The sequence below is a fragment of the Thermoleptolyngbya sp. M55_K2018_002 genome, assembly GCF_015295965.1.
Taxonomy (GTDB): domain Bacteria; phylum Cyanobacteriota; class Cyanobacteriia; order Elainellales; family Elainellaceae; genus Thermoleptolyngbya; species Thermoleptolyngbya sichuanensis.
Genome location: NZ_DVEA01000408.1, coordinates 1 through 4,941, shown reverse-complemented (window position 1 = coordinate 4,941; position 4,941 = coordinate 1). Strand labels below are relative to the sequence as shown.

The following is a 4,941-nucleotide window of genomic DNA, read 5'->3' as shown; positions in this document are numbered from 1 at the left end:
CGAGAAATTGTCCAACTGCGTAAGTCCTACAAGCCATTCAAAAATGCCTGGGTTTCTTCGGCTTCGTAGGGCATTCCAAGCTGTTCAAACAGCGCTAGGGCTTCCCGCGCCCAGCGTTGCGCTTCGGAGGGGTTGCCCCGCGCCTGCACCAGTTCGGCAAAGGAGCGTTTCACGTAGGCGCTGCGGGTGGGGTCGTCCTGTTGCTCTGCGATCCGCAGCCCTTCGACTAAAAGCTGCTCCGCCTCGTCGAGTTTGCCCTCGCGCACAGCGATGTCGGCCAGCCAGTTTTCCGTCATCCGCACGGCCCGTTCCCAGCCGACCTCGCGGGCCTGGGCGCGGGCGGTTTCAAAGGCCTGCTTGGCGGCGGCAATCTGGCCGGCTTTGAAATGGGTCATGCCTCGATAGTAAAGAAGCTGCACCCGCTGGCGGACATACTTTCCGGCAGACCAGTCGGCCGGGTTGAGCAGGGCTTCTGCTTCGTCTAGCAACTGATGGGCCTCGTCAAACTGCTGCTGCTGGGTTCGCAGGACAGACATTTTTTTTGCCCATTCGGTCTGGAACGGCTGGTCTTGATAGTCGCGCAGGGTTTGAATTTGCTCGAATAGCTGCTCGGCTTCTTCTAGCGCCCTGGTCTTGCGGGTAGCGGTGAGCGTCCAGGCGCGGTCGAGCATTACCTCTGCCAGGGTGCGCCACTGGCTGCGCTGGGTGGCCTGAGCAATCAGCCATTCTGTCCACCGCAGGCGATCGCCCCAGTAATCCGTCCGTCCCTTGCGTCGCCCCATGCTGTAGGTATAAGCCTTGACGTTGTTCCAGATTTGGAGCAATTCGTCATACCAGCCCTCGGTCATACAAAAATCGGCGATCGCCCGCAGGTTTTGCCATTCCTCTTGCAGTCCGTCAAACGACAAGTGCCAGGTTTTTACTTCCTGATTGGCATAGGGTTCAGAAAATTGCAGCGCCCAGGCGACCCATCGCTGCCGCGCTGCCTGGGCAAAGTTGGGATGCGCCTTTAGCTCTGCCAGGGCGTATTCTTGCGTCAGGGGCAGCATTCCGTAGCGATTGTCCTGCTGGTTCACCAGCGATAGTTGACAAAGCTGCGACAGCGCTCCTTGCAGCGCATCAGGCGAGGTCGCCGCATCCGCCACTTGAAACAGGGTTTCGCGCAAGACCGGAGTCGGAAACATGGCCAGCGCCATCAGCAGGTGATGAGACGGCTGGCCGTGCAAACCATTCACCGTTGTCTCAAAGCAAAAGCGGGCCACGTCGCCCGTCGGGTTCGACATACCCTGCAACACCGTCGCTAGGTCAAAGCCGTTGGCAAGCTGCCCGATGGCGTAGTGTATGGCTACGGGTAGGCCGCCAGTGACCCGCAGCAGGGCCCGCCGTTCCGTGGGGTTCAGCGCCACGCCCTTTTCCTGGGCTTCATGCTGAATCAGGCTCAGAGCCTCGTCGGTGGGCATTGCCACCAGCCGCACAGGGACGAAGACCGACTGTTCGCGGGTGGTCACCAGGCTTTTGACCGATGGCGGCAGATCGTGGAGAAAACTCAGCACCATCTGCGGATTTTCCATCGTTTCCAGATTGTCGATGATCAGCAGCGTCCGGCGTGGTGTGTGGGTGGCTGAGGAAGTGCCGTGCAGCGATCGCCGAATCATGTGAATCTGCTCATTCAGGCTGGCTCCGGCGAGTTCTGTTTCGCCCAGCACGTCGGCAATTTGCTGCAAAATGTCTTGGAGCGATCGCATCGGGTCAAAGCGTTGCAGCAGTCCAAAGGATTGCAAATAGCATAGCTTGGCCGACACAAAAATCAGCGCGTTGAATATCGGCACGGTCGGATGGGCCGGGGGGTTGCGGCTGGCTGCCAAACAGCGCCGCGCACACTCGACCGCCAGCGAGGTTTTGCCCACGCCGCCAATGCCTGCAATGCTGATCAGATGGGCGGCGTGGTCGGGCGAGAGGAGGTGCAGCAGGCGCTCGATCTCTGCCTCCCGCCCAATAAAGGCCGTGCTGGTGGGCGCGGGCAGGTTCTCTAAAATAAACGGCTGAGCAATAAACCGCTGAGCGGGCGATTCGCGAAGCGATCCCTGCGGGAATCGCCCCTCCAAATCAATCCCATTGGGCAAATCCTGCGGCGCTAAAGTCGCAGCCTCATCGGCCCGATCGAGTGCGTTTTCTGAAAAATCTGAGCCAATAGACAGAGTGTTTGGCTGAGCCTGCTGGCTATAGTCTTCCAAGATCAGCCGCAGATTTTTGATGCCGACTTTTTGTGAACAGGCTTGCGACAGTAGCTTCCACAGACGCGGCGCAAATACTCGCTCGACGGTGCCCTGGGAGTAGCCCACCACCTGAATATCCTTGAGCTTGCTACCCCGCAGCGCTTGCTCCAGCACGATCTTATCGACATCGGTGAGGGACTGATGCAGGCGATCGCCCACCAGCCGATCGGCTACGGCGATGAGTTCCGTAATTTTGGCTTTTTCCGTCGTCACCGTCCGCAGTGCCATATCGCCACCTCTCCGCAGTCCGCTGAAGTGCCAGCCTGCGATTAGCATAGAGGATCTGCTGTCGGCGCGATCGCCACAGATTCTACAAGAACTTCAGCAGTTTCTTCAGTTTCTTCAGGGAGTTGCGAGGCCCCCAGTTTCAACGCAAGCTGCATCCAGCAGGCGCGATCGCCCAGCGCGGACGGTGGTGCAGCGGTCGAGCAGGGGAACAATCGCCGGAGTTTTGCCCCGTTCTAGCGTGGCGATCGCCTCGTCTACCGCAGATTTGAAGGAGCTATGCACCAGCCAATCTTTCTGGCGCAGGTATTCGGGCTGGAAGGCAGCATCTTCGATCCAGATCCAGTCAATGCCGTAGTTTTGAATAACTTGCTGAACGGTTTGTAGATTGGGGCTGTATTGCAACTGCAACAGGGCGATCGCTCTATTCTGAATCTCTTGGTAATAGTCGGGGTGGTAGGCCAGCGCAAACTCCCGACCCACCAGCGTAGACCGCAGCGCGAACGCAGGCACATTGTCGGCCTCGTCGGCCAAAGAGGCCACCAGCGCAGACTTGGGCTGCTCTGCCAAAAACTGATGGATGGCAGGCGTTTGGGCGATTTGCCAGTTTTGCAGGACGTAAATCAACGGCGGTACGAGCGGAACGAGCGTCACCACGGCGGCAAGGCATCCAAGCAGACCAATCAGCGTGCGATCGCCCTTTGCCAGGGGCACTTTGCCGCGCAGCTTGGGACCAAATGTTTGCCAAAACTGGCTGATCAGCACGGTGAACACGATCGCCGCACTCAGCGGCAGCACAATCCGAAAGCTGTGGTAGTTGTAGCGGCTGGGCAGATAGAGGCGCGGTAAGAACAGGTGCGCCAGCACAAACCAGCCCATCGAGGCCAGCACCACGTCCACCAGCACCCGTACTTTAGGCGTGAGGTGCTGCATGGCGGCAAAGCGCGATTCGCGCGGGAATCGCCCCAGCAGCGGCAGCGCTAGCCCCACCAAGCTGAGGGAGGGAAACAACTGGAGCCGGATGCCGCTGCGCCCGTTAAACCAAAAGTTGAGCGGCGGCACGCCAAAGTATTCGTTGCGTCCCATTAGCCCGTGTTCGGGCATAGAGCGCATCAGGTCATAGGTGAGGGGATTGCCCAGCGAATCTATTGCCCGACTGAAGGGCAAAATGACCAGCAGCGCCACGCCCAGCCCCGCCACCCAAAAGATGTAATCGCGGCGATCGCGCGACAGTTGCGGTCGGTTGCCGCGCCACTTCACCAGCGCCACTGTTAGCACGCCCACGCCGACTAGCATCAGGTGCGGAAAAAAGAGTCCCTGTAGCCCTAGCGCCAAAACGCACGGCAAGAGCGATCGCCGCAGCAGGTAATACAAAAACGCGGTGAAAATTGGATACACAAAGGCTCTAGGCGTACCAGAAATGAGGTCGTCGTTGAGCCAGAGCAGTTGGTCGGTGATCAGCGTACTGAGGAATGCGCCGAAGGGTGAGGGAAACAGTTCCAGGAAAATTAAGAACAGATAGATTGTCGTGCCCAAACTGAGCAGCAGCGGCAGGATTTTAACAAAGGTGAGGGCAGGAAGACCGAGCTTGGCGGCTGCGGCAAAGACGGCTTTGAAGCCCAGGGGCGCAACGGATTGGAAGTAGTTGGCGATCCAGTCGTTGGGGAATAGCTCTGGATCGGTGAAGCGCTGCATCCAGACGACATGCTGACGAACGTCATCCTGCACGATGTAGGGATAGCTAAAGGCATGGGCAATTGTCACCAGGCCGTAGTACAGCGTGAACAGCAGGCTGATGCCCAGCCAGAATGCAAGGGGCGATCGCACGGACACGCAAGACGCTGATGAGCCGGAGGAGGAGTCGGATGCAGGCTGGAATAGAATCATTGCAAGTTTCTGACCTTGGCAGTGATTTGGTCGAAGGATTGGTTGAGCATAGGCAGCAACACGCTGTGCAGACGGTTCAATACGCCCATTTCAAAGCCGGGAGTGATGGCAAAGGCGCGGCGCTGCACACCCGCCAGGATCACCTCGGCAACGCCATCGGCGCTCCAGGTCTTGGCAGTGGCAGTAATTTTTTGAGTGACGAGGGGCTTGGTTTTGTTTTCCTCGGCGAGTTGCGGCGTGTCGGTGTCGGGCGGATAGACGATGGACACGCCAATGCCTTTGGGTTTGAGTTCACCCCGCAGAGACTCGGCCAGGCCGCGCAGGGCAAACTTGCTGGGGCTGTAGGCGGTGTAGCCGTAGAGGCCGATCAGCCCTGCCCCAGAGGACACGCAGACAATTTGCCCGTGCCGCTGTTGCTCCATTGCGGGCAGGGCCGCGCGGATGCAGTACAGCGTGCCAAAGTAATTCACCGCCATGGTTCGCTCAAATACCTCGACGGGAATTTCTAGAAACTCGCCCGGCCGCGCAATTCCGGCGCAGGTGACGAGCCAAT

General features: G+C 58.9%; 3 protein-coding genes. All 3 read right to left on the bottom strand.

Going from position 1 to position 4,941, the window contains the following annotated elements; all coding sequences use genetic code 11:
• Positions 1-26: 26 nt before the first annotated feature.
• Entirely contained in the window at positions 27-2,552 is a 2,526-nt protein-coding gene (locus IGS51_RS20645; RefSeq protein ID WP_297080645.1) for an AAA family ATPase, read from the bottom strand.
• 66 nt (positions 2,553-2,618) lie between these two features.
• Positions 2,619-4,388 (bottom strand): hypothetical protein, encoded by a 1,770-nt coding sequence (locus IGS51_RS20640; RefSeq protein WP_297080644.1) that lies wholly within the window; start codon positions 4,386-4,388, stop codon positions 2,619-2,621.
• Positions 4,385-4,941, bottom strand: a 557-nt coding sequence (locus IGS51_RS20635; protein WP_297080643.1) for an SDR family NAD(P)-dependent oxidoreductase, incomplete at its 5' end; no start/stop codon positions are given. The genes IGS51_RS20635 and IGS51_RS20640, both read right to left, overlap by 4 nt.

What these genes read in the sequence shown, in the direction of transcription:
- IGS51_RS20645 (WP_297080645.1), bottom strand. Translation starts at nt 2,552, where the DNA reads ATGCTAATCGCAGGCTGGCACTTCAGCGGACTGCGGAGAGGTGGCGAT.
- IGS51_RS20640 (WP_297080644.1), bottom strand. Translation starts at nt 4,388, where the DNA reads ATGATTCTATTCCAGCCTGCATCCGACTCCTCCTCCGGCTCATCAGCG.